Raw genomic sequence first — 26957 nt, 5'->3', positions numbered from 1 at the left:
CGAGACACCTGACACCGACGTACGGATCCCCTTGTCATGACACCGCCCTCCGCACCGACGTCCGTCGAGGACGCTCCGGCGACCGGCGCCCCTGGCACCGAAGCGCCGGCCCTGACCAACAGCCTCAAGCAGCGCCACCTTTCGATGATCGCGCTCGGCGGCGTGATCGGCGCCGGTCTCTTCGTGGGCTCCGGCGCCGCCATCGCGGCCGCGGGCCCGTCGATCATCGTCGCGTATGCGATCTCGGGTGCGCTCGTCATGCTCGTGATGCGGATGCTCGGCGAGATGGCCGCGGCCAACCCGGCCTCCGGTTCGTTCTCGGTGCACGCCGAGAAGGCCATCGGGCCCTGGGCGGGGTTCACAGCCGGCTGGTCGTTCTGGTTCCTGCTGTGTGTGGCGGTCGGCCTCGAAGGCATCGGTGCCGCTTCGATCGTCCACGGGTGGATCCCGGGCGTCCCGGAGTGGGTCTTCGTCGCGCTGTTCATGGTGGTCTTCTGCGCCACGAACCTCATCTCCGTACGGCACTTCGGTGAGTTCGAGTTCTGGTTCGCCACCCTCAAGGTCCTCGCCATCGTGGCGTTCCTGGTCATCGGCGTGCTCGCGATCCTCGGCGTGCTGCCCGGCTCCGACACCGAGGCCCCCGGCCTCACGCATCTCTCCGGCGACGGCGGCTTCTTCCCGACCGGCGTCGACGGGCTGATCGTCGGCCTCCTCGCCTCGGTGTTCGCGTACGGAGGTCTGGAGACCGTCACCATCGCGGCCGCCGAATCGGAGCACCCGGTCAAGGGCGTGGCCAAGGCCGTGCGCACCGCGATGTGGCGGATCGCCCTCTTCTACGTGGGCTCGATGGCCGTCATCGTCACGCTCGTCCCGTGGGACGACCCGGCCCTCGCCTCCGGCAAGGGCTCGTACGTCGTCACGCTGGAGCGCCTCGGCCTGCCCGCCGCCGGCCAGATCATGAATGTGGTCGTCCTGATCGCGCTGCTCTCGGCGATGAACGCGAACATCTACGGAGCCTCGCGCATGGCCGGTTCCCTGGTCTCGCGCCGGCTCGGCCCGCCCGCTCTCGGCCGCATCTCCGGCGGTGTGCCGCGGATCGCCGTGCTCGCCTCCAGCGTGTTCGGCTTCTTCGCGGTGCTGCTCAGCTACTGGTACCCGGAGACGATCTTCGCCTGGCTGCTGAACATGATCGGCGCCATCATCCTCGTCGTCTGGTTCTTCATCGCCGCCGCCCAGCTGCGGATGCGGCGCACGCTGGAGCGCGAGGCGCCGGAGAAGCTGGCCGTGAAGATGTGGCTGTTCCCGTGGCTGACGTGGGTGGCACTCGCCGGCATGGCGGCCGTCTTCGTCCTCATGGCCCGCGAGGAGGGCACGCGGACGCAGCTGTACTACACGGGCGGCCTGACGGTGTTCCTGGCGGTCGTCGGTTACGCGCTCCAGCAGTCCAACAAGCTCAAGGACCTGACCGAGAAGGTCACGCGGCTGGCCGAGCGCGTCGAGGGGCTCGGCGCCTCGCCCGCACCCGTCCCGACGCAGAGCCCGGCGGCCGACTCCGAGAGTGCACCCGAGAAGTCGGCCACTCCCGTCTGACCTGCACCCTCACCACGCACCCCAAGCCCCGCCCGGACTCGATCCGGGCGGGGCTTCGCGTTGCCCACGCACACCCCCGACAAGTCTCTTGCTGCTAACCTGCAGTTGCAAGAGACTTGCAATAAGCAGATCTCGGAGGGGATCGATCGTCATGGCCGTGTACACACTCCCTGAACTCCCTTACGACTACTCCGCACTCGCGCCCGTGATCAGCCCGGAGATCATCGAGCTGCACCACGACAAGCACCACGCGGCGTATGTGAAGGGGGCGAACGACACCCTGGAGCAGCTCGCCGAGGCGCGTGACAAGGAGACGTGGGGCTCGATCAACGGCCTGGAGAAGAACCTGGCCTTCCACCTCTCCGGCCACATCCTGCACTCGATCTACTGGCAGAACATGACGGGCCCGAAGGACGGCGGCGGCGAACCCCTCGCGGCCGACGGCGTGGGCGAGTTGGCCGACGCGATCACCGAGTCCTTCGGCTCCTTCGCCGCGTTCAAGGCGCAGCTCACCAAGGCCTCGGCCACCACGCAGGGTTCGGGCTGGGGCGTGCTCGCGTACGAGCCGGTGAGCGAGCGGCTGATCGTCGAGCAGATCTACGACCACCAGGGCAACGTCGGCCAGGGCTCGACCCCGATCCTGGTGTTCGACGCCTGGGAGCACGCCTTCTATCTGCAGTACAGGAACCAGAAGGTGGACTTCATCGAGGCGATGTGGGCGGTCGTCAACTGGCAGGACGTGGCCCGCCGTTACGCCGCGGCCAAGGAGCGCTCGTACAACCTGCTGCTCGCGCCGTGACGCCGTAACCCCTGAGCACCTGCCCTCGTGATCGTCTTCTCACCGATTCACCAGGCAGGCGGAGAGAGGAGAGCCCCCGCGAGGACGTGACTCGCGGGGGCTTTCCGCACGCGACCCGGCGTCGGCCGCACGCATCAGCCCGCGTCGTCTCCGTCGAGGAGGCGGTCCACGGAGAACTCGAGCTCGATGCCGACGGAATCGGGGACCGGTACGGTCGCGCCACGCTTGTAAGTGACGCAGTTGTCATATCCGTCCGTGCCGGGGTCCGTGTGGACCAGGACCACGTCGTGCTTACGGTCGACGACGAGGTAGACGGGAATACCCGCGGCCGCGTACGTCCCGACCTTGATCATGAGGTCGTTGGACCAGTTGGTCGACGTGACCTCCACGGCGAGACGGAAGACATGCGGCGCATAGCAGTTCTTCTCGACCAGGGCGTCCCTGTAGTCGGCGTCGACGATGGACAGGTCGGGGATGGCATAGTCGTCCGGGCCTGTGGGGAGCCAGAGGCCGATACCGGGGACCGCTTTGAGCCCCGCCTCCCGGCCTCCCGCCTGCCGGAACTCATAGACGACATCGGAGCACACCTCTTGGTGCGGTCCGTCCGGCGGTGGTGTCACGACAATGCTCCCGTTGAGGATCTCCACTCGGTGCCCGGGAAGCTCGTCCCAGAGGCGCTCGGCAGCGTCCGCGATCGACGTCTCGTGCATCATGATGGCCACTGCACCCTCCTTACGGGGATCCACTGTTCATGAGCGTATCCGCCTGCGCCGGGTTTCTGCCTGCGTTCATTCGTTCGGGTCGGCAAGCCCGCTAGGCGTGACCGTGTCGCAGCGCCGTTCTGGCCAGCGCCGCTCCGCGCAGGGCCGCGAGGCCTCCCGCCGGGGGCGGCGCGGCCGCCTTGTCCGCGCGGCACTCCCCGCACCGGTCCTCGTCGTCAACCGGACGGAACAGCATCGGCTGTACGTGCTGTTCGCCCGCGCATTCCCGCATCGCCGCCACCCTCGGCCGCTGCGGCACGCGCACGGGCGGGACCTCTTTGAGCAGGTACCGCAGGAGCCCGCCGGGGCGCAGGATCGGACTGCCCGTGGCGGGCAGACCGCGGGTGACGGCCGCTCGCACGTCGTCCGCCGCATGCCCCGCGCCGAGCCAAGCGGCGGCCAGGGCCGTGAGCTCGGGCAGCATGGCGCGCGGGACGTGGAGCCGTCCGTCCAACGCGCTTAGATCCGCGACCAGTTGGGCGGCCCGCGGAGGGTTGGAGGTGTTCTCCGAAGGGGGTTCGTCTGGATGATCGCCGACGGACGGTGGCGTCGGGTCACCGGCGGCCGGTGGGGCGTCACTCGGCAGCGGCGAGTCGGTGGGCTCCGTGACCTCGGCAGTCGACGCCGGGGAGGCGCCACCGTCTCGTACCGCGGCAGCTTCCGCCGCGCTCAGCGGCACGTTCGAGACCAACTGCCGGGTGACCCACCGGCCCCGCCCGCACTGCTCGCGCCACTCGTGGACATACCCCTCCTCCTTCAACTGCCGCTTGGCGCGCGTGAAGGCGATGCGTCCGAGGCCCGCCTGCTCGGCGGTTCTGGACAGCGGGGAGCTGTCGCCTTCGGGGAGGGAGAGCTGCCAGGTCAGCAGGCGCACCGCGTCCGACGACAGTCGGGGGTGGCGGAGGATTTCGTTCGGCACCTGCGTGAAGAAGCGGGCAGGCGGGATAGCATGACGCTGCATTTCGGTGCTCCTTGTAAGCACTCGAAGTGAAGGCCCTCGACGCTGGTTGGCGCCAGCCCGGGGGCCGCTTTGCGCTCACGGTACATCAACTTCCGCACACGGACGGTTACTTCAGGTGATCGCGCATCTGCGGCAGGCGCACGGCGGGAAGCGTCCCGGCGCGTCCGTCGCCGCCCCTCCCTCCGGGCCGGCCTCGTGTGTGACCGTCGGCCCCCACGTACGGCCGCCATCCCGTGACACCCGTAGCGTCATCGTCGTCACGGCCTCACCAACGGCCCCCGTGCCGCGCCGACTTCTGCTTCAGCCATGCCGTAACCTGCTCCTTCTCCTCTGCGGAGGCGGTCCGCAGGTCGCGTACGGCGATGCTCGCGACGAAGTGCACGAACCGCACCCGCCGCCACTCGCCGTCCGCGCCGATCACCTTGCCGGGTCCGTAGACGTCGGTTCCGGTGTGGGCGACGTACGCCCCTGGCTCGCGCATGACCCGCCCGCCTCTCGCGCTGTGTGGTATTTCGCTTACACAGTGGAGCGGGCAGGCTTACGCTCGGTAGGGGTTCGCATGTGACAACGCGCTTGGCACATGCGGGAGTTCGTATGGCGATCTCGGACGGTCCGCAGGCACGGAAGCAGTACGGGGACGAGCTGAGGCGGCTGCGTGAGGCGGCCGGGCTCACCCAGGAGGAACTGAGCGTGCGGGCGGTGATGTCGCGCACGCACATCGCACACATCGAGGCGGGGCGGCGCAGACCGGATCTGGCGGACGCGCGACGGCTCGACGAAGCCCTGCGCGGGGATGGGGTGTTGGTGCGGTTCCTGCCCACGCTGGGAGAGGGGCGGGTGGCGGAGCACTTCGCGGAGGCGTTGCGGCTTGAAGGCATGGCGACGGTGATCAGGGAGTACGCCGCGAAGCTCGTCCCCGGCGTCTTGCAGACGGAGGCGTACGCGAGGGCGGTGCTGGGGTCCGGCTTCCCCGCGAAGAGCGACGAGGAACGTGACAGGCTCCTTGTCACACGACTCGAGCGCAGCCGGATCCTGGCCGATTTCCACACACCTGTGTTCTGGACACTGCTCGACGAGGCCGTGCTCCGGCGCCCGGCAGGCAGCCGAGCCATCATGTGCGAACAGCTCCGTCACATCGTGAAGTTGGGAGCGAGCCACCGCATCCGGGTGCATGTTCTTCCGTACTCGGTGGGGTTGCACGCACTGATGGAGGGCTTCGTCTCACTGATGTGGTTCGACGACCTCCCGCCAGTCGCGTACGTGGAAGGCCTGAAGACCGGGCGCGTACTCGAAGTCCCGTCCGTAGTACGCGAATGCCAGGCGGTCTACGATCACGCTCTGGGAGACGCGCTCTCACACGACGCCTCCCTGGACATGATCGAGTCCGTCGCGAAGGAATACGAGCATGCACCGGAGCAATGAGTACGTGAGCATCCCGGACGCTTCCACCGTGCCCGGGTGGCGTAAATCCAGCTACAGCGGCGGCAGCAGCGGCGAATGCCTGGAAGTCAGCGACGCCTGCCAGGGCGCCTGCGTCCCCGTCCGCGACAGCAAGAATCCCACCGGCCCGGCGATCGCCTTCTCCCCCGCCACCTGGGTCACGTTCGTCACCGCGGTCCGCACGGGCACCCTCTAACCGCCTATGGGGCACTCCCGCCTGCCGCAGTGACGAACGGGGGGATACGCGGCGACTGCTCAACCGTCAGCTTCGTGCCGTCTGCCGCGACGGCGACGATGACGTACGACTGGTTCCCGGAGGGAAGGTAAGGCCACCTGAACGAGCGGGCGTCGCCGGGGACTTTGATGGTGTTGAGGATACGGAACCGATCGCTGGTGTCCGGTGAGGTGGCCGGGTACCAGAAGCCGTCGTGTATCTCGTAATGGTCCACAGCTCCGGGGGCGGCCGGGTCCCAGCTGAGATTCACCTTGCGGTCGACGATGACACCGTTGAATCCGGTGGCGGGCGCGGGTGCGGCAGGCACCGTCACGGATACGGGAGCGCTGGGCAGGGCGCGCATCGTCGGGTCCTCATAGGGCTCCACGGTGAAAGTGTTCGTCACTCCCGGCGTCACAGTGGCGTTGCAGCGGAAGCTGAGGCGGTCGGCATCCTGGCTGTAGGTGAGGTTGCGGCAGATCTCCGGGCTGTCGGGTGCCACGCCGGAGGGTGCATCGGGGCTGAGGGTGCGCCACAGGCGGTAGTCGTCCCACCGGATGGCGAAGGTGTCCAGCGGTTGGGTCCACTGGAGGAGCGCCGTGTTGTTGCCCTGATAGGAGACGGTGACGTCACCGAGCCTGGGGTACCAGAAGGCGCCGGCGTACACCTCGTCGTCGGTGGAGGCGGGAGCCGCGTTGCCCGCGGCGTCGTACGCCTCGACGCGGTACTTGATGTTCGCACCCAGTGCCGGCACGTAGTCGGTGTAGGAGGTGCCGGTCGCCCAAGCGACCTCGGCCCAATCTCGGGAGACGCCGGACCGCAGCGTTTGACGGAGCACGCGGTACCGGACGGCGTCCGGAACGGCCTTCCAGGACAGCAGGTAGCTCTCCCGTGCCGGATCGGTTCCCATGGTGACGGCGGGGACAACGCGCGCCGGTGCGGTCTTGTCTGCGGTGGTGACCGGGATGTCGGCAGTCCCGGCGGACTCGTTGCCCGCCTTGTCGTAGGCACGCGTCTCGTAATAGAAGGTCTGGCCGGTGGGCGGCGGGCTGTCGACGTAGGACGTGCTGCCGGTCTGCGCGACCCTGGTGTACGTGGCCGTGCCCTTGAGACGGCGGTAGAGGCGGTACCCGGCGATGTCCATGTCCACATTGGGGGACCACCGGACCGTCGACTTCAACGTGCTCACGCTGTACGAGGCCGTGATGCCGGCGGGCGTGCGGGGAGCGGTCTTGTCGACGGTCGCGGAGGTGCGTGGTGCGTATGCGAAGGAGACGTTGGCGGCGCCGGTCCAGTTCACGTAGTCGATGCGCAGCGTGTGCTTGCCGCTGGGAATCGTGACGTTGACCGTCTTGGTCTGGGTGGTGGAGCCGTTCTTCCAGATATCGATCTTGCGCACGCCATCGAGATGGACACGGACGCCGTCACGAGCGGCGACGGAGAAGGTGAAGGGGCCACCGTTTCCGAAGTCGCGGACGAGGCTGTAGCGGACGCCGAAGTTGTTCGTCGGGAGGCCGGAGGCCGGGGCGCCTGTGCCCCAGTTCTGGTCCATCACGTTGTCGCAGTCGGTCTTCTTCGGGGTGCCGGAGAAGGTGGTGTTGGCGTAGAAGCTGCGGGTGAAATAGTTGGTCTTGCACGCAGTGGCGGCGTCCGCGGGCGAGGCAGTGAGGAATCCACCTGCCGTGGCGAGGACGACAGCAGCGGACACCGGTCTCAGACGACTACTGGTCTTCAAGTGGAGAGGCCCCCGTCAACAAGTCCTCCCCCTACACGCGGCACGAGAGGACAGGAACGACACGACACGCACGCGCGGAGTGCACCTTACTGACTACATCCCTGCTCTGACCAGGCCTTTAGTCGACCAGTCCGTCCAGCTCCCCCACCGCCTCGAACTCCCTTGCCAGGCCCGTCTCATGGAGGCGGGCGAAGGGCGTGAAGGGGATGCCGTACTCGGATTCGCCGCGGTCGAAGTTCCAGGACTTGTGGGCCAGGAAGCGGTACGTCACCGGGCCCGGCGAGCCGTCCGCACGGACCTCGACCGTGCCCGTCAGGCGGTACGAGACCCCGCGCAGGGCCAGCCACAGGTCGGCGTCGTCGCGGCGCGTGATGCCGACGCCCCGCCAGCCGCTGTCGGCGCGGTACACACCCGGGGCGCGCCCCTCGGCCTCCTCGCGCCAGAGATCGAGCTGCTCGTCCACCGCGGTGCGCACCACCGGAAGCGCGAGCAGCGCGCGGGCGTCGAGGCGGTACGGGCGGCCCGTGCCGCGCAGGTAGTGGCGCAGGGCGCCGGCCGCGGTGCGCAGACCGAGCACGCGCCAGAGCGGGGGCAGGGTGCGGGTCGCCAGGTGGACGGCGTGATCGCGGAGGCGAGGGGGGTACGAGGCGTAGGGGGCGTTGTCGTTCGGCAGCCGCGGGTCCTCGCGGCCGCCCTCCGTGCCGATCAGTGTGGTCGTCCCCATAGGGGGACGCTAAGCGAGCACGAAGGGCCCCGCCTCCCGGAGGCGTCCGGGAGGCGGGGCCCCTCAGGCCCGCTCGGGGATCACTTCAGGTTCGAGAAGTCCGGACCCGCCGTGCGCGTGCGCTTGATCTCGTAGAAGCCCGGGGTCGACGCGACGAGCAGCGTGCCGTCCCACAGCCGGGCCGCGGCCTCGCCCTGCGGGGCCGGCGTGACGACCGGGCCGAAGAAGGCGATCTGCTCGCCGTCAGCGCCGGGCACCGCGATGACCGGGGTGCCGACGTCCTGGCCGACCTTGTCGATGCCTTCCTTGTGGGAGGCGCGCAGCTCGGTGTCGTACGTGTCCTTGTCCGCGTACTCGATCAGGTCGGCGGGCAGCCCGACCTCTTCCAGGGCGGCGGAGACGGCCTCGAGGGTCGCGCCCTCGCCGCGGTTGTGGAAGCGGGTGCCGATCGCGGTGTACAGCGGGCCGACCACGTCGTCCCCGTGCAGCTCCTTGGCCGCGGTGACCACGCGCACCGGGCCCCAGCCCTTCTCCAGGAGCTCCTTGTACTGCTCGGGCAGGTCGTCGCGACCCTCGTTGAGCACGGACAGGCTCATCACGTGCCAGCGCACCTCGACGGGGCGTACCTTCTCGACCTCCAGCATCCAGCGGGAGGTCATCCAGGCCCAGGGGCACAGGGGGTCGAACCAGAAGTCCGCGGTGACCTTTTCGCTGGTGGCGCTGGTGTTCTGTGCAGCCTGCTCGCTCATGACCGGGGATTCCTCCATCGACAATCCGTCACACTTCTGCCCGCACGAACACCGTGGCCGACCGGGGCATTCCCCGGATGTCCGGCGCGTGGGCGACATGGGAGGATCGCACTGATCGCGACACCACCAGACGTCCGGTCGACCCGTCCATGCGCGTTACGAGGGAGTACCCGTGCCCGGAGAGAACCTGTCCCGCGACGAAGCCCGGGAGCGGGCCGCACTGCTGTCCGTCGACGGCTACGAGGTCTCGCTCGACCTCAGGTCCGCGGTCGGTGAATCCGGCGGGGAGCCCCGTACGTTCCGGTCGGTGACGACCATCCGCTTCCGCTGCTCCGAGCCGGGTTCGGCCTCCTTCGCCGATCTGATCGCGCCGAGCGTCACCGCCGTCTCCCTGAACGGCGTGGACCTCGACCCGTCGGAGGTCTTCGACGGCTCGCGCATCGCCCTTGAGGACCTGCGCGAGGAGAACGAGCTGGTCGTGGACGCGCAGTGCGCCTACAGCCGGACCGGCGAGGGCATGCACCGCTTCGTCGACCCCGAGGACGGCGAGGTCTACCTCTACACGCAGTACGAGCCGGCCGACTCGCGCCGCGTGATGACCTGCTTCGAGCAGCCCGACCTCAAGGCGCCCTTCCGTATGGAGGTCCGCGCGCCCGAGGGCTGGACGGCCTGGTCGAACGGTGTGGGTGAACTGACCGACGGCGTCTGGCGGTTCGCGGAGACCAAGCCGATCTCCTCGTACATCACGGCGTTCGTGGCGGGTCCGTACCACTATGTGACGGACAACTACACGCGCAAGCTCGCCGACGGCACGACCCTGGAGATCCCGCTCGGCGCGATGTGCCGCAAGGGGCTGGCGAAGCACTTCGACGCGGACGACGTCTTCCTCATCACGAAGCAGGGCCTGGACTTCTTCCACGACCACTTCGACTACCCGTACCCCTTCGGGAAGTACGACCAGGCCTTCGTGCCGGAGTACAACCTGGGCGCGATGGAGAACCCGGGCCTGGTCACCTTCCGCGAGGAGTTCATCTTCCGCGGCAAGGTCACGCAGGCCTCGTACGAGCGCCGGGCGAACGTCATCCTGCACGAGATGGCGCACATGTGGTTCGGCGACCTCGTGACCATGGAGTGGTGGGACGACCTGTGGCTGAAGGAGTCCTTCGCGGACTTCATGGGGTCCTTCTCGATGGTGGAGTGCACCCGTTTCACCAACGGCTGGATCACCTTCGCCAACAACCGCAAGTCCTGGGCGTACCGCGCCGACCAGCTGCCGTCCACGCACCCGATCACGGCCGACATCCGTGACCTGGAGGACGCCAAGCTCAACTTCGACGGGATCACGTACGCCAAGGGCGCCTCGGTCCTGAAGCAGCTCGTGGCGTACGTGGGCCAGGACGCGTTCCTGGAGGGCGCGCGGCGCTACTTCAAGCGGAACGCGTACGGGAACACGCAGCTGGGCGACCTGCTTTCGGTGCTTGAGGAGACCTCGGGCCGCGACATGGCGTCGTGGTCACGCTCGTGGCTGCAGACGGCGGGGGTCAACTCCCTGACTCCCGTGGTGACGTACGACGCCTCCGGCAAGGTCGTGGAACTCGCCGTGCTCCAGGAGGCGGCCGCGTCGCACCCCGAGCTGCGTCCGCACCGGGTCGCGGTCGGTCTCTACCGCCGTACGCCGGAGGGCACGGTGGAGCGTTACGCGCGGGCCGAGGCGGATGTCGACGGGCCGCGTACGGTGGTCGCCGCTCTCGCGGGCGCCGAGAAGCCCGATCTGATCCTGGTCAACGACGACGATCTGACGTACTGCAAGATCCGGTTCGACGAGGGGTCCCTGGAGACGCTCCGCGGCCACCTCGGGGACATCGGCGACCCGCTGGCTCGCGCCCTGTGCTGGTCGGCGCTGTGGAACCTCACCCGTGACGCGCTGATGCCCGCGCGGGACTTCATCGACCTGGTGCTGCGGTTCGCGGGCCGCGAGTCGGACATCGGTGTGCTGCAGATGCTGCACGCCTGGGCGCGCTCCGCGCTGGTCAACTACGCGGCGCCCGTGTGGCGTTCCACCGGCGAGCGGCTGCTCGCCGAGGGTGCGCTGCGGGAGCTGCGGATCGCGGAGCCCGGCAGCCAGCACCAGCTGACCTGGGCGCGCTTCTTCGCCGCGGTCGCCTCCTCGGACGCGGACCACCAGCTCCTCGAAGGACTGCTCGGCGGTACGGCCCAGATCGACGGTCTGGACGTCGACCAGGAGATGCGCTGGGCGTTCCTGGAGCCGCTGGCCTCGGCCGGCCGCGCCACCGCGGAGGTCCTCGACGCGGAACTTGCGCGCGACGACACGGCCTCCGGCAAGCGCCACCACGTCCGCTGCCTGGCCGCGCGGCCCTCGGCGGCGGTCAAGGCGCAGGCCTGGGCCGAGGTCGTGGAGTCGGACGCGCTGTCCAACGCGCTGGTGGAGGCGACGATTTCGGGGTTCGCGCAGTCCTCGCAGCGGGAGCTGATCGCGCCGTATGCGCCGCGCTACTTCGAGGTGATCGAGCGCATCTGGTCCGAGCGCTCCATCCAGATCGGCATGGACGTGGTCCGGGGGCTGTTCCCGTCCCTCCAGGACTCGGTCGCGACGCTCGCGGCCACCGACGAGTGGCTGTCCTCGCATGCGGACGCGGCGCCGGCTCTGCGCCGACTGGTCCTCGAGGCGCGCGACGACTTGGCTCGTGCGTTGCGGGGGCAGGCGTGTGATGCCGGTTCGGGTGCGGCGGGCTGAGGCTGTCCGGTGCGGGCGGGTGGGGGTGCGGGTTCGTTGCGCCTGCGGCGGGCCTCTCCCCCACCCCGCCCCTTCCCGAAACCGGGGCTTCGCCCCGGACCCCTCATCCGAACTTCGTTCGGATCTGCTCAAACGCCGCAGGGGCTGATTGGGGCCACAGGACCTGACCTTCTATGCAGGGCACCTGGATGCGCGGCTCCAAGTCCTCCTGTACGTAATGGAGTTCGACCGTTCCCGTTGGGGCGGGCAGGCCCCGGTGGGGGTGTTGGGCGGGGCCCGGGAAGTTGATGTCCAGGATGGATTCGGGGAGGGTCTCGGCCTCGGCGTCCAAGGGGAAGAGGACGAGGGAGACGCCCTCGTACTGGGCCTCGTGGAGCAGGACGTAGCGTCTGGTCAGGGTGTGGGGTGAGCGGGCTGCTCGGGCAAGCGCCCGGGCGGCCGGGACGCCGCGGACCGCGCGGACGCCGTCGACCGTTGCGCCGATGGCCAGGAGCGCCGCGAAGGGCAGCAGGGTGTGGCGGCCCGACCACCACCAGATGCCCGTCGTCACCGCGGCGGCCGTGCTCTGGAGCAACGCGTTCCGGAGCGAGGAGAGTTCGAGCAGCGCCCGTACCCGCCACCACGGCAGGCTGCGCACGTCGGGACGTCGCGGCTGCTCCTTGCCCGTAGGCGGCAGCATCTGGCCGTGGGCGAAAGCGGACAGGGTCCCGTAGGAGAGGTCGGCGTCCGGGGCTGCGGTGAGGCCGGAGGCGTCCTGGGTCGTCGGCGGCGACGGCAGCGCCGGCACGTTCGGTCGCGTCGCGTAGGCCCGTATCTCGAGCATGGTGCGCACCACCGCGCCGATCAGGCCGATGCCGATCAACGCGAAACCGGCCATGCCCAGACCGTCGTTGACGTCGGGGTCGCCCTCGGAGGCCAGGTAGCGGGCCAGACCGAGGCCGGCCGGCACGAGGCCGAGCAGCGCGACCCAGCGGAACAAGGGGCGTCTGGGCGGGAATTGGACCACGGGCGGTACGGGCCGCGGCACCGGGTCGGGCGGGGTGCGGTCGAGCAGTCCCTGGTCCAGCGCTTCGGCGATCACGCGGCGCCGGGCCGCTTCGCCGCGCACCGGGCGTACGCGGAAGGGAAAATCACCGCCCGGACGGGCGATGGCCCCGCGCCCGGACGGGGAGCCGCACCACCACAGCACGCCGGGTACGCCCGGCGGCAGCGGCAGTTGCTTGCCGAGCGGGGCCGTGACCACGCTCAGGGCGACAGGTTCGCCGGTGTACGGATCCCGTACGGCACAGGTGGGCCTGCCCCAGAACGCCGGGGTGACCACGGCGACGCAGACGGTCCAGGGATGGGAGCCGAGGACATGACGCGTGCGGCGCACGTGGATCCCGTACGCACCCCGCATGAGCAGCACGAGGATGCAGCCGAGCAGGCACGTGACAGTCATCGCGACCAGCGGGCCCTCGTCGCCCTCGCCGCCGGCGAGCCCAGCGGCCACTCCGACGACGAAGAGAACCAGCGCCCAGCGCCCCATCCGCCGCGCCAAGGCCCCTTGCCGCGCGACGAACGCCGCCGATCTCGCGGCGCCGATCGCCGCCTCCCCCGGCATCCGACGCACCGGCTCTCCCCGCCCTCGCACCCCGTACCCCTTCGCGCTCGGCGGCATCACCCCCTGTTCAGCCGCGTTCGGTGCGGGGACTCTACGGGGCGGCCGCGCCCACCGGTATCCCTGCGCGGAAACCGGCCCTCGGCACACCATGGCCCCACCGCTCCCGTGCAACACACCTGTGACGCACGGGTCCGCCCCCGCCCGTAACCCCCATCCGGACCAGCCCTTCTCGGCTCTCGAACGCCCGTCCTTTAGTGCAGAATTGTCCGGTTTATGCGACGGGACGGTAACAGCGGTTAGAGGGTGGTCACTCAGCGGGAAACCCCTGGCCATGAACCACAACACCCCGCTCTCCCCCCGCCCCCTGCACCACCTCTCCGACGTGGCACGGCGCGTCCTGACCGCCGCCCAGCTGCGCAGCCACGGAGTGTCCGCCGCCGAGACCAGCGCCCAGTGCCGGCCCGGCGGTCCCTGGCAGCAGGTGCTGCCGGGTGTCTTCCTGCTCCACCCCGGACCGCCGACCAGCGAGGAGCGGCTGCACGCGGTGCTCCTGTACGCGGGGCGGCCGCCCGGCGCGGGAACGGTCACCGGCGCCACCGCGGGCATGACCGGCGTCGCGCCCGGCCTGAACGCCATCCCGGCGCAGACCGGCCTGCCGAAGATGCCCCGGCAGTCCGCGGCCTCCGCGGCGGCCGCCTCGCTGCCGCCCGCGTCCCGGCCGCCCGTGGAGCGCTCGGCGGACGAGCGCCGGTCCATGGCCGCCCACCCCTCCTCGTACAAGCGGCAGGTGCAGCCCGAGGCTCCGGGCGTCTCGTTCCCGTACGAGGACGTGGCGATCACCGGGCTCGCCGCGCTCACGCTGCACGGGTTCTCGTCCGCTCCCCCGCTGCTCTCGCTCGACCGGATCGATGTGCTCGTGCCGCGCACGCGGCGGCTGCGGTCCGTGGGCTTCGCGCGGCTCGTACGGACCCACGCGCTGCCGCAGCCGCAGGACGTGACCGGTCTGCCGGTCGCCCCCGTGCCGCGGGCCCTGGCCGACGCCGTCGGCCAGCTCAATGACGCGGGTGCCGTACGGCGGCTCCTGATGGAGGCCGTACGGGGCGGGCACTGCGAACCCGCCGCCATCGTGCGGGAGTTGAACCACGCCCGGCTGCTCAACCGTCCGCATGTCGTCGACGCCGTGGACTCGCTGCTCGCGGAGGGGCGGGCGATCGCCGAGGACCGGCTGTTCCGGATGGTGGCCGAGTTCGGTCTTCCCGACCCGCTGTGGAACGTGGACCTGCGGCTGCCCGGCGGACCGCAGCTGGGCGGCGTGGACGCCTACTGGCCGGACCAGGCGGTCGCGGTGGAGCTGGACACCCGCGCCCCGCGCCAGGACGACGACGCGCTGTGGTCCGAATACGCCCGCAAGCGCGAGCACTTGGAGCGGCTCGGCATCACGGTCGTGCACATCACGCCGCGCAAGCTGAGGGACTCCCTGGAGCAGCAGGCCGCGGTGGTGCGTACGGCACTGATGGCCTCGACGGATCGGGATCCCGCCGCGTATGTGGTGGTGCTGCCGCGCTAAAGGCCCGGGGGGAGGGGGCGCGGGGGGTAAGGGGGAACGGGGGGTAAGGGGGGGTGTGGGGGCACAGGACGGGGCGGACCTCCGGACGGTGGGGGTCCGCCCCTTCGGTGTGCCGCGGGTCAGCGCTTGGGCAGGAGCAGTTCCGTGTTCCGGTCGTAGCCCTCGCCCAGCAACTCCGGTTTGCGGCCCGGGGAGTTGAAGGACAGCTCGCGGTACAGGGACGCGAGGCCCGTCTGGGTGAGGTCCTCGAAGGACGTGCGGTGCGGGGCCACGGACTCGATGAGCGTGGTGAACAGGGAGAGCGTGCCGTCCTGGTTGTCGGCGATCTCGATCACGCGGGCCAGCTGCGGATAGTCGATGTGCGAGGCCGTGGTGATCTCCCAGAAGGTGCCGCGCGGGCGGACCTTGTTGCGGTGGCTGTGGCCGTTCACCCAGGCGAGGACCCGCGGATGGCGCTTGAGCAGCCCGACCAGCTCCTGTCCGCCGTGCCGCGCCTCGCGCGGACGGGCCGGGTCGGGGCGGGTGTTGCGCATGCTGGTGCTGGTGTGGTGGCTGAAGACGATCGCGTACCGGCCGTCCTTGTCCGCCTGCTCGAGCGTGCGCTCCAGCCAGTTCCACTGGGCGGTGCCCAGCGAACCCTCGTAGTGGCCTGCCGAGTTGGTGGTGTCGAGGCTGATGCCGAGGACGTCGTCGGCGATCTCGAAGGTGTAGTACTGCGTGGACGCGGCGAGGTTCGCCTGCGTGTAGCCGTGGCCGACAGGTCCCGGACCCGTGTGCACCGGGTCGAGGTGCGCCGTGAGGTACTCGGCCCGGGTGAACGGGGCGCGGCCCCGGTCCGGGGTGATGCGGCGCAGGCGGCTGCGGTGGGTGCGGATCAGGTCCTTGAAGTACGCGCCCTTGGGGTCGTCACCGGCCCGGATGGCCTGCCAGAAGCGCGCGGCCTGCCCACGGTCGAGCTCCATCAGCTTGCGGTCGCCCACGGAGAACTCGTGGAACCAGCCGTCGTTCGCGAAGCAGCCGCCCGGCAGGGAATCGTGGTTGCCCACCGTGGAGTACCAGGGGACGTTGAGGCCGGGGCTGCGCACCGCGCCGATCGCCGCGTCGAGGAAGCCCTCGATCCGGGGGAAGCCGGCTTTGCGGTCGGCGTCGCGCAGCTCGCCCTCGGGATGCCAGAAGAGCGGCAGTCCGCTGTCCTGGACGCCCTCGTAGTGGCGCGGGTCACCGGAGTTGGGGACGATCGTGCCGCCGCTCAACGCCTTGAGGAACCAGTCGAGTTCACAGCGTGCGTTGTTGTCGGTGTTGTCGCCGGTGGTCATGACGAAGCCGAGCGGCGCGCCGGTGGCGGGCGCGCCGCGCAGCGCGTTGACCCGCTCCACCAGCGAGACGGCGCCCTGCACGGAGAGCGCCTCCTGCGGGCGCCAGGCACTCGCGGTCTCGGTGCGCAGGAACTCGTAGCGGTTGGGGTGCTGCGTGTCGACGATGTGCAGATCGGTGAACTGCACGAAGGCGGCGAGGGTGCGGCGCCGCGCCTCGCGTCCCTTCCTGGCCCCGGCCATCTCGCCGCGCGTGACCCGCGGCCAGGCGGCCCCGCTGCCGAGGCGGCGGTAGCCGCGGCCCGTGCCCGGGGCGGCGACCGCGTCGAGGGTGGTGCCGCGCTTGTACGGGGCGAGCGGCGGCGCCGGGGCCGGGCGGCTGTTCGCCCGCGTGAGCGGCTGCGCGGGCCGCGCCGCCTGCGCCTCGTGGCCGCCGCCGTCGAGGCCGATGGCGAGACCGATGCCCGTCGAGGCGGAGAGTGCGCCTGCGGCGGCGAGGAAGGAGCGGCGGTCGAGTGCGGTGGCGACAGAGCGTGTGCGCGGCATGCGCGTCTCCCCGGGTGCGAACGCGGTTCGCGGGGGCGCCGACCGGTCAAGGTGCCGAACTCCCCGCTCGTACTGGATCGTTGGCAGCCGGGATGACCTGCGCGTAAACGACACCGCAACGCCGCGGGCCGATCACCGTACGTGGATCACGGCCCCGTACGGGTGTCATGTGCGGCTCACGCAGGGCTGGCCGGACCGACCGGAGTCGGTCACGCTGCGTTCATCTGACGGGGTACGGCGGGGGCGCGGCACCTGAGCGGCGGAGTACGGCGCCCCTACCGCACTCGGCGAGTGGGCGGCGGCCCATTGGCGAACGCAGGGCTACCGGAAGGTGTCGAGCCCTTAACGTGTGCAGGGTGCACAAAGAGCTGAGGGTGGCGGCCTACGCCGTCTGCGTACGCGACGGACAGCTTCTGCTCGCCCGCTGGGTGGCCGGGGACGGCAGCAAGCGGTGGACCCTGCCCGGCGGCGGGATGGAGCACGGCGAGGATCCGTACGACACGGTGATCCGCGAGGCCGAGGAGGAGACGGGGTACGCGGTGCGGCCCGTCACGCTGCTCGGCGTGGACTCGATCCGCCGGCGCTATCCGCGCAAGCTCGGCTCGTTCGCGGACTTCCACGGGCTGCGCCTGGTGTACGAGGGGGAGGTCACCGGGGGCGAACTCCGCCACGAGACGGACGGTTCGACCGACCTCGCGGCCTGGCATCCGCTGGACACCGTGCCGGGGCTGCCGCGCGTGGGCCTGGTCGACGTGGGCCTGGGGCTTTGGCGCAACAGGCCTGCGGTGGGGCGGGTGGACGCGGAGTTGTCAACTTGACCCGGCCCTGAACGGCCGGGCTTGGAGGTAGTGCCCGGCTGGCTGCCGGGGTGGACTCCTCCGTCCAGACACCCCTATGGGGTGGCAGGGACGCGTGACTCACGCCCCGCATTCCACACGCTCTCGCCACGGGTGGCGATGTTGTGGGAAGCATTCCGGTCGGCGTGGGCAACGACCCCGCACCCCGGCAGATGAATAGCCCCTGGTCGACACGGTTGCGCTTGTCGACGTGGCCGCACTCGGCGCACGTCTGCGAGGTGTACGCGGGATCGACGAAGACCAGGGGCACACCGGCCCGCTTGGCCTTGTAGACGATGAAGTCTCCGAGCTGGGCGAACGCCCAGGAGTGGAGTGCGACCCGTTGGGGCTTGCGGAGCCGTACCCGGGTGCGGATGCCCTTGAGTTCTTCGAGGGACAGGCCGCGCCCGGTTCGTTCAGCCTCGGTCACGATCGTCTTGGCGATGATGTGGTTCAAGTTGGCGACGTGCCGCGCCTCTATGCGGGCACGGGCCTTGAGCCGCCGCTTGGCGCTCTTGGTGCGCTTCTTCTGGAGCTTGGCCCGCAGGGCGAGCTGTCGCTTGCGGTACCGGTTGAGCCCCCGCCCGGCCGCGAGGTAGCCGGTGGAGGCGGTGGCGATGTTCTCGATACCGAGGTCCACACCGGTGAAGCCGTCCGGCTCGTACTGCTCGGCCTCGGGCACCTCGCACGTGGCGACGAGGTAGAACGCGCCGTCGCGCTCGATCAGGTCGGATTCGCCCTACCGATGCCGCTGGAGCATTCTGAGCGCGTCCGGGGAGCACACGAACGAGACGTTCCTGACCCGGCCGTCCACGGCCCAGATGGACACGGTCCGCTGCTCGTACTGCCAGCTCAAACACCGGTCGTCATACGGCTGCGCGGCCTCCGCTCCCAACCCACGGGCCTTGAGTCCGGCGTAGGCGTGTTTGCGCAGCTCGTACTCACGCGGCACACCGTGCGCGAACGCCACCCGTGACACCCAGTTCGCGGCGTCATTGACCACGCGCAGGGTCGCCTCAAGTACCGCCGCCTGCACGGGCGTCGGCAGCAGCTTGACGCGCACCACCAGCTTCATGACCGCGACGCCATCGGGCCCATGACCGTCCGGGGAACAGATCCCTGTCGAGCACCCGATCCACGGACCGACAGAACACCAGCTCCCATCAGGTGTTCGAGATACATCCGGGCGAGTCCTGTTCTCACAGCCTTCGGCGCTGTGAAGAGGTCATGCGCGACGCGTGCACCGACTTCGGCGCGGAGCTGCGGGAGTCCAACGGCGAACGCGATCACGTCCACCCGCTCGCGCACCACCCGCCCAAGGCCGCCATCTCCCGGCTGGTCGGCTCCCTCAAGGGAGTCGCCGCCCGGCGCCTGCGGCAGGAGTTCCCCGGCCACATCCGCAAGTACCTGTGGGGGGAACACTTCCGGACGCCGTCCTACTTCGCCGCCTCGTGCGGCGGCGCCCCGCTCGCGGTCATCAAGGAGTACATCGAGAACCAGAAACGTCCCGGCTGAGGTCGATAGTGCAGACCCGTGCGCCGGCGCGGGTCGGAGCAGCGTCAAGAAGCGCTTCCTCCCGGGCGTGAACGCCCGGGGTTCCGCGCTGGATCATGCTGAACCGCGCTCAGCCGGACGCGCGACGCCCGCGTCCACCCGCACCCGCTCACCTCCCGCCGGCCACCACCAGCGGCGCCCCGCCCGGCGCCGAGGCCGGGCGGCCGTTCGTGAGCGGGCGGCCCACCGGCGGGACGGCACCGGTCAGGCCCCGCGCGACCAGCTCCGGGATCACGCCCTCGCCGAACCAGTACGCCTCCTCCAGATGCGGATACCCGGAGAGCACGAAGTGCTCGCCGCCCAGCGCGTGATACTCCTCGATCCGGTCCGCGACCTCGCGGTGCGAACCCACGAGCGCGGTCCCCGCACCTCCGCGCACGAGCCCCACTCCGGCCCACAGGTTCGGCGCGATCTCCAGCTTGTCCCGGCTGCCGCCGTGCAGCGCCAGCATCCGCTGCTGGCCCACCGACTCGCTGCGTCCGAGCGCCAGTTGGGCCGCGGCGATCGTCTCCGCGTCCAGGTCGCCGAGCAAGCGGTTCGCCACCGACCAGGCCTCCGCGGACGAGTCCCGCGAGATCGAGTGCAGCCGAATGCCGAAGCGGACCGTCCGCCCCTCGGCCTCGGCGAGCCCCCGGATCCAGTCGATCTTCTCCTTGACCTGCGCGGGCGGCTCTCCCCAGGTCAGATACACATCGGAGTGCCGCGCCGCGACCGGCCCCGCCGCCGCCGACGACCCGCCGAAGAAGATCTGCGGCAGCGGATCGGGCGGCAGCGCGGTCAGGCCGCCGTCCACGCGGTAGTGCTCCCCCGCGAAGTCGTACGGGGTGCCGCGCCATGCTCCCCGTACGACGGAGAGGAATTCATCCGTACGGGCATAGCGCCGGTCGTGGTCCAGATGGTCGCCGAAGCGGCGCTGCTCCGTGGAGTCGCCGCCGGTGACCACGTTGAGCAGCAGCCGGCCGCGCGTGATGCGCTGGTACGTGGCCGCCATCTATGCGGCGAGCACGGGTGAGATCACCCCGGGCCGGAACGCCACCAGGAACTTCAGGCGTTCGGTGTGCTGGGCGAGCGCGACCGTGGTCAGCCAGGCGTCCTCGCACCAGGTGCCGGTCGGGGTGAGCACCGTCTCGAAGCCCAACTGCTCGGCGGCCTTGGCGATTTGGGCGAGGTACTCGATGTCGGGCGCCCGCACCCCGCTGACGGGGGTGATGCGTTCGCGCTTGATGCCGCCGTCGGTGTAGGCGTGGCGGTCCACGAGGGTGCGGCCGTCGCCGCCGGTCGGCAGGAACCAGTGCAGATGAACGGTCATGGTCACTTCTCCGAGGACGGGTAGGTGCGGGCGGGGGTGGTGGAGGGCGGCAGGTCGCCGTTGAAGCGCGGGTCGACGAAGTCGGCGAAGGTCACCTTGCGCGGGATCAGCTTCAGTTCGGTGAAGGTGTCGGCGATGCGCTGCTCGGAGTCGACGGCCGCCTGGTCGACGGCGACCGGGACCCGTGTGCCGTTGGAGCGCTTCACCGCCGCGAGCGCGGCCTCGTAGGGCAGTCCGGTGTCCTTCGCCCAGACCTTCGCCCACTCCTCGGGGTGGTCGTACACCCACTCCTGGGCGCGCCGTAGCCGCTCCAGATAGTCCTTGATCGCGGCGGACTTCTTCTTGTCCGCGAGCGCCGAGGGGGCCGCAACCTGGAAGCCGAGCCCGTTCACGACGCGGCAAGGGCGTCGGCCGGCTGCAGATAGCTGGGCTTGGTGTCCTTCAGGGTCAGGCCCGCCTTCTCCAGGGCGGCGACCAGCTGGAAGTGCGCCGAACTGCCCTGCGCCACGGCCACGGACTTGCCCTTGAGCTGCTCGACGCTCTTGAGCGGCGAGCCGTTCGGCACCAGGATCACCTCGCCGGCCGCGCTGCCGTGCGTGGCGGCCACCACGGTGATCTTCGACCCTGCGCCGGCCGCGAAGACCGGCGGTGTGTTGCCGACCGCGCCGATGTCGACGGCTTGGGCGTTGACCGCTTCGAGCAGGGGCGGTCCCGAGGTGAACGTGGACCACTTGATGCGGTAGTCGAGATCGTCCAGTTCTCCGGCGGCTCGCAGGACGGCTTCCGAACCGCCCTTCTGGTCACCGACGTTGAGGGTGAGGGACCCCTTCCCATCGGTGTCGCCGCCCCCGAGCGTGTTGGCGGACGGTGAGCCACCGCAGGCAGTCGCGGCCGCGAGGAGAGCGAGCGGGAGCAGCAAGGCGGGGAGGGTGCGGCGTATGCGCATGGTCAAGTTCCTTGTCCAGTGGAAGAGTTACGGGGATCAGGCGGCCGGTGCAGGGGATCAGGCGGCGCGCCCGGTGGCGGTGGGGGTCTCCACCCCGAGCAGGTCGAGGAGCTCGGTCCGCAGCGCCGCGAACTCCGGGTCGGCGAGGCCGCGCGGCCGGTCGAGACCCACCTGCACCTCGTGGGCGATCACCCCGCCCTCCATCACCAGGACCCGGTCCGCGAGCGGCACCGCCTCCTCGACGTCATGGGTGACCAGGAGCACCGCGCAGCCGCGCCGCTGCCAGACCTCGCCGACCAGGCGCTGTGCCTTGAGCCGGGTGAGCGCGTCGAGGGCGCCGAAGGGTTCGGCGAGCAGCAGCAGATCGGGTTCGCGGACCAGCGCGCGGGCGAGCGATGCGCGTTGGGCCTCGCCGCCGGAGAGCGTCTTGGGCCAGGCGTCGGCCCGGTTCTCCAGGCCGACCTCCGCGAGGACCTGCTCGGCGACCTCGCGTTCGGGGCGTCCGGGGAGCCCGAGCAGGACGTTGCGCCAGACCTTCTTCCAGGGCATCAGACGCGGCGCCTGGAAAGCGGTGGCCTTGCGGCGCGGCACGAGCACCGTGCCCTCGATCTCGCGGTCGAGGCCCGCGAGGATCTTCAGGAGGGCGGACTTGCCGCAGCCGCTGCGGCCGAGCAGGGCGACGAACTCCCCCGGTCTGACGGTGAGTTCGAAATCGTCGATGACCCGTCGCCCGTCGAAGGAGCGGGTGAGCCCCTGGACGCGTACGGCGGCGGGCCTGTCGTCCACAGGTGCGGTCACTGGCCGGTGAAGGTCGGTCGCCAGTGCAGGAGCAGCCTTTCGAGGAGTCGGACGGCGAGATCGGCGAGCAGGCCGAGGAAGGCGTAGACGACCAGGCAGACCACGATGACGTCGGTGCGCAGGAAGTCGCGGGCCTGCATCATCAGGAAGCCGATCCCCGCGTCGGCGTTGACCTGTTCGGCGAAGACCAGGGCCAGCCAGGCGACGCCGAGCGAGTACCGCAGGCCGGTGAGCGCGCCGGGCAGGGCGCCCGGCAGGACGACATGGCGCACGAGGCCCCGGCGGGACAGGCCAAGCGACTGCCCGGCCTCGATCAGCTGGGAGTCGACGCCGCGGATCCCCGCGTACGCGTTGAGATAGAGCGGGAAGACCACACCGAGCGTGATGATGGCGATCTTCGGCGCCTCGCCGATCCCGAACCAGATGATGAACAGCGGGATCAGGCCGACGAAGGGCACCGTCCGCAGCATCTGCATCCCGGCGTCCACGAGGTCCTCGCCGATCCGGAAGAGACCGGAGAGCAGGGCGAGCGTGATGCCGATGACCGCGCCGAACAGCAGCCCCACCGCGACGCGTTGCACGGAGACGCCCATGGCCCCGGTGAGCGAGCCGTCGGCGAGCAGATCGCGGGCGACGCCGGCGATGGTGCCGGGTGAGGCGAGGATCTCCGGGGGCAAGGTGCCGGTGGCGCTGAGGAGTTGCCATACGGCAAGGAGCAGCAGGGGGCCCGTGGTGCGGCGCAGTCAGCGGGGGATGCGGGTGCGGTGGGTCCGGGTGGAGGCGAGGGCTTCCAGTTCGGGCCCGGCAGAGATCACCGGTCCCTTTTCCAGGGATATTTCGGGTGTGCCGGGTTGGGGCGGGGCATGGCTGATGGTCATGAGGACTCCAGGCGTACGGGACCCCGGCATGGGGCCTGCGCGACGGCGTACGAGGACAGAAATCACGCCCCGTGACGGCGCACCAAAGCGGGGCGCCGAAATCAGCGGGCGTGGAATACGGGTACGGAAAGAACGCCGTGGCTCAATAGAGCTCTCGGCTCAGCGGGAAAGGCCCGGAAGAGGGTTCAGCGGCCGCGACGACACGCGGCGGAGACCACCCGCAGCAGGTCGATGTGACCGCGCGTGGTGAGCAGGACTGAACGCAACATGTCGCCGAACGTAGCGAGTTGATCCTTCTGCGGTCAATCGGCGTCTCGCTCCGCGGACATCCGTACGCCGAGGCCGGCCGTTCGCTCCCTTTATCGCCCGCTTCGCCCCCGCTGGCGTATGGCGGAAGTACGCCATGACCCCTACCCGCCACGGGCGGCCCTCCTCAAACAGCCGTCCCATACGTAATGCTGAGCGGTCATTCGGTACCGGATTGCGGACCGGATTTCGGATCGACTTTCCTTTTCCTGCCCGTCTTTCACACAGGGACGCAGATGACGCTCGAATCCCCGCGCGCACCCCGACCGGGTGCCAGACGCGCGGCTCGAATAGCCGTGGCGGCAGGGCTTGTTGCGGCGCTCGGCGCCGCAGGGCCCCTTCCCGCCTTCTCAGCCGAGCCCGGCGGTGACCCAGCTCCCGCGAAGTCCGCGGCCGAGAAGCTCGGCTCCGACGACGCCAAGCTGCTCGCCGAGGCCCAGGCCGAGGGCGAGAAGACGGTCACCGTCATGGTGGCCACCACGCAAGGCGCGACGGAGCAGGCCGCGAAGGCCTTCGACGAGGTCGAGGGCGGCATCGTCGGCCAGCGGAACGACAAGCTCGGCTATGTCCGTGCCACCGTTCCCACCAAGAGCGCCGAGGCCGCCATCTTGGAGGCCACCGCGCTCTCCTCGGTCAAGGGCATCGATCTGCTCCAGGAGATCGAGCTCGACGACCCGACGCCGGCCGGTGACCGCGCCAAGGGTGCAGCGACCGCGCAGGGTTCGGCGGCCGGCAGCTACCCGGCCCCCGGCAAGAAGACGCCCGCGAAGAACCCGTACAACCCGTCCTTCGAGACGGGCGCGGTGGACTTCGTGCAGGACAACCCGAAGGCCGACGGCCGCGGGGTGACCATCGGCATCCTCGACTCGGGTGTCGACCTCGGCCACCCGGCGCTGCAGAAGACCACCACCGGTGAGCGCAAGATCGTCGACTGGGTCACTGCGACCGACCCGGTCATCGACGGCGACGCCACCTGGCGGCGGATGAACGCGGTCGCCCCGGTGACCGGGCCCACGTTCACCTTCGACGGCAAGACCTGGACCGCGCCCGCGGGCAGCTACCAGGTCCAGTACTTCCGCGAGGCCGCCTCCACCGGCGGCGACGCCAACGGCGACCTGAACCGCGACGGCGACACCACCGACGTGTGGGGCCTGCTGTACGACGCGGCCGCCGGCACGGTCCGCCTGGACCTGAACGACGACAAGAACTTCACGAACGACGAAGCCATGAAGCCGTACAAGGACGGCTTCCAGGTCGGCTACTTCGGTACGGACAACCCGGCGACCGAGGTCGTCGAGCGCGTCCCGTTCGTGGTCGAGATCCGCAAGGACGTCGTCTACAACGCGGCCGGCGCCAAGTCCGACTACGTCAACATCGGCATCATCGAGTCCGAGCACGGCACCCACGTCGCCGGCATCACGGCCGCCAACTCGCTGTTCGGCGGCAGGATGAACGGTGCGGCGCCGGGCGCCAAGCTGGTCTCGTCCCGGGCCTGTTCGTGGGGCGGCGGCTGCACCAACGTCGCGCTCACCGAGGGCATGATCGACCTCGTCACCAAGCGCGGCGTGGACATCGTGAACATGTCGATCGGCGGTCTGCCGCCGCTGAACGACGGCAACAACGCGCGCGCCCAGCTCTACACGCGCCTCATCGACACCTACGGCGTCCAGCTGGTGATCTCGGCCGGCAACAGCGGCCCGGGCACCAACACCATCGGCGACCCCTCGCTGGCCGACAAGGTGATCTCGGTCGGCGCGACCATCTCCAAGGAGACCTGGGCCGCCAACTACGGCTCGGCCGTGGAGAAGCGGTACGCGATGATGCCGTTCTCCTCGCGCGGTCCGCGTGAGGACGGCGGCTTCACGCCGACCCTGTCCGCCCCGGGTGCGGCGATCAACACCACGCAGACCTGGCTGCCCGGCAGCCCGGTCGCGGAGGCCGGCTACACGCTGCCGGCCGGCTACTCGATGCTGCAGGGCACCTCGATGGCCTCCCCGCAGGCCGCGGGCGCCTCGGCGCTGCTCATCTCGGCCGCGAAGCAGCGGAAGATCGAGCTCTCGCCGCTCACCCTGCGCACGGCGCTCACCTCGACCGCCAACCACATCTCGGGCGTCAAGGCGCACGAAGAGGGCGCGGGCCTCATCGACATCGAGGACGCCTGGGAGCTGATCGAGGACGGCGCGACCGCGCACGCCTACACGGTCTCCGCGCCGGTCGACACCGCGATCGAGGAGTTCCTGGCCACGCCCGGCTTCGGCACCGGTCTCTACGACCGTGAGGGCGGCCTGAAGGTCGGCGAGCGCAAGACGTACGACGTCAAGATCACCCGTACGTCGGGCTCTTCGCGTCCCGTCCGCCACGAGCTGGACTTCGAGAACAACGACGGCACCTTCCGCGTCCTCGGCGACGACGAGATCTCGCTGCCGCTGAACCAGCCGGTGACCGTCAAGGTCCAGGCGAAGCCGGGCTCCGCCGGGATCCACAGCGCGATCCTGGAGCTCGACGACGAGCGCACCGAGGGCGTCGACAAGCAGATCATGACGACCGTCGTGGCCTCCGCGCAGCTCGCCAAGCCCTCGTACGCCTTCAAGGCCTCGGGCTCGGTGCAGCGCAACAGCCACAAGTCGTACTTCGTGACGGTGCCCGCGGGCGCGAAGACCTTCGAGGTCGCCCTCGGCGGTCTGAAGGCGGGCAGCCAGACCCGCTTCATCGCGATCCACCCGTACGGCGTCCCGGTCGACCCGACCGGCACCCCGAACTGCTACCCGAACTACAACAACCCGGCCAACACCTGCCGCCCCGACCTGCGTTCGTACGCGAACCCGCAGCCGGGTGTCTGGGAGATCGAGGTCGAGTCCCGCCGTACGTCGCCGCTGCTCGACAACCCGTACGAGCTGTCGGCGACCGCGCTCGGCGTCACCTTCGACCCGGCGGTCCAGACGGTCGCCGAGGCGAAGGTCGGCACGCCGGCCGCGGTGAACTGGAACGTGACCAACGAGTTCGGTCCGATCACCGGCGGCAAGCTGGCGGGCGGTTCGCTCGGTTCGTCGAAGCAGGAGCGTCCGACGATCGCGCACCACGCGTCGCAGGAGTACGCGGTGACGGTTCCGGCCGGCACCGAGCGGCTCGACGTGAAGATCGGCAACACCGCCGACAAGGGTGCCGACCTGGACCTCAGCGTGTTCCGCGTGGTCGACGGCGTGCGCACGCTGGTCGGTTCGGCCGCGGACGGCGACTCGGAGGAGGCGGTCTCGATCGCCAAGCCCGCCGCCGGTGAGTACGTCGCGGTGGTGGACGGCTATGCCGTCCCGGCCGGCACGACGGCCTACGACTACCTCGACCTGTACTTCGCGCCGGCCCTCGGCGAGCTGAAGGTCGACGGCTCGAAGGCCATCGACCTGCCGCAGGGCGCGTCGGCCGCGGTCTCCGCGGAGGTCGTCGTCGCCGGCGCGGCCCCCGAGGGCCGCCAGTTCTTCGGCGAGGTCCGCCTCCTCAACGACAAGGGCACGGCGGCCGGTTCGGGCTCCGTGCGCATCGAGAAGGTCATCCCGTAACGGCTGAATCCTGATCGAC

General features: G+C 70.2%; 20 protein-coding genes and 3 pseudogenes. 9 read left to right on the top strand and 14 right to left on the bottom strand.

Annotation, left to right across the window (positions count from 1 at the left end; genetic code table 11):
- The first annotated feature begins 36 nt into the window (after window positions 1-36).
- Together H9Y04_RS36850 and H9Y04_RS36845 are read left to right on the top strand one after the other, a co-directional pair.
- Window positions 37-1590, top strand: a complete 1554-nt coding sequence (locus H9Y04_RS36850; RefSeq protein WP_187818542.1) for an amino acid permease — start codon at window positions 37-39, stop codon at window positions 1588-1590.
- A 151-nt stretch (window positions 1591-1741) separates the two neighbouring features.
- Window positions 1742-2389 (top strand): superoxide dismutase, encoded by a 648-nt coding sequence (locus tag H9Y04_RS36845; RefSeq protein ID WP_187818541.1) that lies wholly within the window; start codon window positions 1742-1744, stop codon window positions 2387-2389.
- Window positions 2390-2523: 134 nt separating this feature from the next.
- On the opposite strand, the gene H9Y04_RS36840 is transcribed toward H9Y04_RS36845, so the two are convergent.
- The 3 genes from H9Y04_RS36840 to H9Y04_RS36830 form a co-directional block, all read right to left on the bottom strand.
- Window positions 2524-3102 (bottom strand): Uma2 family endonuclease, encoded by a 579-nt coding sequence (locus H9Y04_RS36840; protein ID WP_187818568.1) that lies wholly within the window; start codon window positions 3100-3102, stop codon window positions 2524-2526.
- 100 nt (window positions 3103-3202) lie between these two features.
- Window positions 3203-4111: a hypothetical protein gene (locus H9Y04_RS36835; RefSeq protein WP_187818540.1), complete on the bottom strand. Its 909-nt coding sequence runs from the start codon at window positions 4109-4111 to the stop codon at window positions 3203-3205.
- Between the two features lie 265 nt (window positions 4112-4376).
- A complete protein-coding gene (locus H9Y04_RS36830) occupies window positions 4377-4592 on the bottom strand; it encodes a hypothetical protein (protein ID WP_187818539.1) in 216 nt (71 codons plus the stop codon).
- 113 nt (window positions 4593-4705) lie between these two features.
- On the opposite strand from H9Y04_RS36830, the gene H9Y04_RS36825 reads away from it, so the two are divergent.
- Both H9Y04_RS36825 and H9Y04_RS36820 read left to right on the top strand, forming a co-directional pair.
- A complete protein-coding gene (locus H9Y04_RS36825; RefSeq protein WP_187818538.1) occupies window positions 4706-5533 on the top strand; it encodes a helix-turn-helix domain-containing protein in 828 nt (275 codons plus the stop codon).
- A complete protein-coding gene (locus tag H9Y04_RS36820; RefSeq protein ID WP_187818537.1) occupies window positions 5517-5747 on the top strand; it encodes a DUF397 domain-containing protein in 231 nt (76 codons plus the stop codon). Before H9Y04_RS36825 ends, H9Y04_RS36820 begins: the two co-directional genes overlap by 17 nt.
- Before the next feature lie 4 nt (window positions 5748-5751).
- On the opposite strand, the gene H9Y04_RS36815 is transcribed toward H9Y04_RS36820, so the two are convergent.
- The 3 genes from H9Y04_RS36815 to H9Y04_RS36805 form a co-directional block, all read right to left on the bottom strand.
- On the bottom strand, window positions 5752-7473 hold the full coding sequence (locus H9Y04_RS36815; RefSeq protein WP_308801614.1) for a fibronectin type III domain-containing protein: 1722 nt from the start codon (window positions 7471-7473) through the stop codon (window positions 5752-5754).
- Between the two features lie 145 nt (window positions 7474-7618).
- A complete protein-coding gene (locus H9Y04_RS36810) occupies window positions 7619-8224 on the bottom strand; it encodes a hypothetical protein (protein ID WP_187818535.1) in 606 nt (201 codons plus the stop codon).
- 80 nt (window positions 8225-8304) lie between these two features.
- Complete coding sequence (locus tag H9Y04_RS36805) at window positions 8305-8973, bottom strand: mycothiol-dependent nitroreductase Rv2466c family protein (protein ID WP_187818534.1); 669 nt, start codon at window positions 8971-8973, stop codon at window positions 8305-8307.
- Between the two features lie 172 nt (window positions 8974-9145).
- Here H9Y04_RS36805 and pepN point away from each other — a divergent pair, with 172 nt between their 5' ends.
- A complete protein-coding gene (pepN, locus tag H9Y04_RS36800; protein WP_187818533.1) occupies window positions 9146-11728 on the top strand; it encodes an aminopeptidase N in 2583 nt (860 codons plus the stop codon).
- 103 nt (window positions 11729-11831) lie between these two features.
- On the opposite strand, the gene H9Y04_RS36795 is transcribed toward pepN, so the two are convergent.
- On the bottom strand, window positions 11832-13340 hold the full coding sequence (locus H9Y04_RS36795) for a hypothetical protein (protein WP_187818532.1): 1509 nt from the start codon (window positions 13338-13340) through the stop codon (window positions 11832-11834).
- A 322-nt stretch (window positions 13341-13662) separates the two neighbouring features.
- Here H9Y04_RS36795 and H9Y04_RS47120 point away from each other — a divergent pair, with 322 nt between their 5' ends.
- Entirely contained in the window at window positions 13663-14898 is a 1236-nt protein-coding gene (locus H9Y04_RS47120) for a hypothetical protein (protein WP_236071914.1), read from the top strand.
- 119 nt (window positions 14899-15017) lie between these two features.
- Here H9Y04_RS47120 and H9Y04_RS36780 read toward each other — a convergent pair whose 3' ends face one another.
- Entirely contained in the window at window positions 15018-16757 is a 1740-nt protein-coding gene (locus H9Y04_RS36780) for a TIGR03767 family metallophosphoesterase (RefSeq protein ID WP_187818531.1), read from the bottom strand.
- Between the two features lie 356 nt (window positions 16758-17113).
- On the opposite strand from H9Y04_RS36780, the gene H9Y04_RS36775 reads away from it, so the two are divergent.
- Window positions 17114-17575, top strand: a complete 462-nt coding sequence (locus H9Y04_RS36775) for an NUDIX hydrolase (protein ID WP_187818530.1) — start codon at window positions 17114-17116, stop codon at window positions 17573-17575.
- A 74-nt stretch (window positions 17576-17649) separates the two neighbouring features.
- Here the strand turns inward: H9Y04_RS36775 and H9Y04_RS36770 are convergent.
- Window positions 17650-18668, bottom strand: a pseudogene (locus tag H9Y04_RS36770) (RNA-guided endonuclease InsQ/TnpB family protein).
- Window positions 18669-18712: 44 nt separating this feature from the next.
- Between H9Y04_RS36770 and tnpA the strand changes: the two are divergent.
- Window positions 18713-19108: an IS200/IS605 family transposase gene (gene tnpA / locus H9Y04_RS36765; protein WP_268980537.1), complete on the top strand. Its 396-nt coding sequence runs from the start codon at window positions 18713-18715 to the stop codon at window positions 19106-19108.
- Window positions 19109-19256: 148 nt separating this feature from the next.
- Here the strand turns inward: tnpA and H9Y04_RS36760 are convergent.
- The 5 genes and pseudogenes from H9Y04_RS36760 to H9Y04_RS47595 form a co-directional block, all read right to left on the bottom strand.
- Window positions 19257-20456 (bottom strand): annotated as a pseudogene (locus H9Y04_RS36760) (LLM class flavin-dependent oxidoreductase).
- Between the two features lie 2 nt (window positions 20457-20458).
- Window positions 20459-21402, bottom strand: a pseudogene (locus tag H9Y04_RS36755) (ABC transporter substrate-binding protein).
- 57 nt (window positions 21403-21459) lie between these two features.
- The gene (locus H9Y04_RS36750; protein WP_187818567.1) at window positions 21460-22224 is read right to left on the bottom strand and encodes an ABC transporter ATP-binding protein; all 765 of its coding nucleotides are present in this window, start codon (window positions 22222-22224) and stop codon (window positions 21460-21462) included.
- Window positions 22197-22943 (bottom strand): ABC transporter permease, encoded by a 747-nt coding sequence (locus H9Y04_RS36745; RefSeq protein ID WP_236071930.1) that lies wholly within the window; start codon window positions 22941-22943, stop codon window positions 22197-22199. Before H9Y04_RS36745 ends, H9Y04_RS36750 begins: the two co-directional genes overlap by 28 nt.
- A complete protein-coding gene (locus H9Y04_RS47595; protein WP_268980535.1) occupies window positions 22944-23078 on the bottom strand; it encodes a hypothetical protein in 135 nt (44 codons plus the stop codon).
- 542 nt (window positions 23079-23620) lie between these two features.
- On the opposite strand from H9Y04_RS47595, the gene H9Y04_RS36740 reads away from it, so the two are divergent.
- Window positions 23621-26938, top strand: coding sequence for a S8 family serine peptidase (locus H9Y04_RS36740; protein ID WP_187818528.1), 3318 nt, complete (start codon window positions 23621-23623; stop codon window positions 26936-26938).
- The last annotated feature ends 19 nt before the right edge of the window (window positions 26939-26957 follow it).

This window comes from Streptomyces polyasparticus, from assembly GCF_014493765.1.
In the GTDB taxonomy this organism is placed as follows: Bacteria; Actinomycetota; Actinomycetes; order Streptomycetales; family Streptomycetaceae; genus Streptomyces; species Streptomyces polyasparticus.
Note: the sequence above shows the minus strand (reverse complement) of the source record. Positions and strands in the feature narration are given on the sequence as shown.